General features: G+C 69.5%; 1 protein-coding gene. It reads left to right on the top strand.

All coding sequences use genetic code 11. The annotated features are described in order from the left end of the window. Window positions 1-593 precede the first annotated feature (593 nt). Complete coding sequence (locus AA75_RS37145; protein ID WP_158515630.1) at window positions 594-1,988, top strand: Cys-Gln thioester bond-forming surface protein; 1,395 nt, start codon at window positions 594-596, stop codon at window positions 1,986-1,988. Window positions 1,989-2,136: the final 148 nt, after the last annotated feature.

The following is a 2,136-nucleotide window of genomic DNA, read 5'->3' as shown; positions in this document are numbered from 1 at the left end:
GGCGGGGCCGTCGGGCCTGCCGGCCCGCGGCGGACGGCCCGAACTCCCGCCCGCCGTGGCGTCGCTGGAGGAGGCGGTGCCCGGCTGGATCGTCGAGGCGGTGCGGGCGCGCGGAGGTGCCGATCCGGGCGATGTGTCCGCTACGGCCGAAGTGCCCCGTGTGGGCGATGTGGGCGGTTCGGTAGGGGAGTTGGCCGGGGGTGGAGGTGGCGGGTGAGGCCGGTGGTGGAGTTGTGTCGGCGAGGGGGGTACTTGTCGACTAAGGTTCAAAACTGATCGATATCCCGGCACTTCGGGGGGTGTCGAGTGCAGAGTTCGGCTACCCCCGGAATCGCCGTGACATTCTGTCGAAGCGTCAACAACTGCCGATGATCAGCTGTTTGATAACGATATAGCTACGGAACTGTCCTGGTTTGCTACACGGGTTTGAACGACCCGGCCGGTCAATAGGATGCGTCTGGTCCACACAGGTGCTGTGGCGTCACAGGGGGCGCCGCATTGCAGGGGCGACCGGCCAGCAGGGCGGTCAGGCCCGAAGGGATCAACACATGTTCCACAAGCAGGGGCGGGCTCTCTCCCGTATGGCGACTGTCATGCTCGCATCGAGCCTGGCCGTGGCCGGAAGCGCCTTCGCAGCAGGCGCGGCACCGGTTGCCGACGGAGAGTCGGGTTCGGGGATCACCGCAACGATCCAGCCGACCATGCTGAGCGGTCCCGTGCAGGTCGACGCCAACCACAAGATCGACGGTGGCCTCTTCACACTGCTCACGGCCGACGGCAAGAAGATCCAGACCTACTGCATCGACGTCGACCACGGTGTCGACATCAAGGGCAACATCAAGTACCAGGAGTCGGACTGGTCCTCCAGCTCGCTGGGCGCCCCGGGCAAGGCCGAGGCGGCGGGCAAGATCCGCTGGATCCTCGAGCACTCCTACCCGAAGCTCGACATCGACGCGATCAAGAAGGCCGCCGGCATCACCGGTGACCTCGAGAAGGAGGACGCCGCTGCCGGTACCCAGGCGGCGATCTGGCGCTTCTCCGACAACAAGACCTCGGCCACCCCGCTGGACCCGGAGGCCAAGCAGCTCACCGAGTACCTCGCGGGTTCCGCCAACACCGGCATGCCCGAGCCCAAGCCGTCGCTGGACCTCGACCCCGCGTCGGTGAACGGCAAGTCGGGCACCAAGCTCGGCCCGTTCACGCTGAACAGCAGCGCCGAGTCGGTCAAGCTCTCGCTCTCCGACGACGCCTCCGGCGGCAAGGTCAAGCTGCTCGACAAGGACGGCAAGGCCGTCACCACCCTCAACGGCCCGATCGCCAAGGACACCCAGCTCTTCCTGGACGTCCCGGCGGGCACCGCGGCCGGTTCCGCGAAGGTGAACGCCACCGCGACCACCGTCGTGCAGACCGGCCGGGTCTTCCTGAGCGTGGGCTACACCCCGGAGAAGCACAGCCAGAGCATGATCCTCGCGGGTTCCGAGGAGGTCACGGTGGCCAAGTCCGCCCAGGCCACCTGGACCCAGGCGAAGGGCCCGCAGCTGTCGGCCTCCGCGAAGATCGACTGCGCCAAGAACGGCGTCCAGGTCACCGTCACCAACGGCGGTGACGAGTCCGCCGACGTGACCGTCGCGCCCGGCAAGACCGTCAAGGTCGAGGCCGGCAAGACCGAGACCGTCCTGGTCCCGGTCGCCGAGGACGCGTCCTACAGCATCAAGGTGACCGGCCCGAACTTCACCAAGGAGTTCACCGGCGTCCTCGACTGCAAGGTCTCCAGCACCACCGGTGGCGGCACCGGCGGCCAGACCCCGTCGGCCTCGCCGTCCACCCCGGCCGGCAACGCCACCACCGGCGGCCCGAACCTGGCCTCCACCGGTGGCGGTAGCGGCACCGGGATCCTGGCCGGCGTGGCCGGCGCCCTGGTCGTCGCCGGCGCCGGTGCGGTGTTCGCCCTGCGCCGCCGCGGCCGCCACAGCCGCAACGCTGCCTGACCCCACCTCCGGGGCCCACGCCCCTGAGCACTGAGGTCCGAGCAACCAGGACGGTCCCGTCGCCCGCGCTGAGCGGGGGGCGGGACCGTCCGCCGTCCGCCGTCCGCCGTCCGCCGTTGGTCCCGCAGCCCGGCCGAACCGGTCCCGC

The sequence above is a fragment of the Kitasatospora sp. MBT63 genome (assembly GCF_000710465.2).
GTDB lineage: Bacteria > Actinomycetota > Actinomycetes > Streptomycetales > Streptomycetaceae > Kitasatospora.
This window is presented reverse-complemented; position numbering and strand designations above follow the sequence as displayed.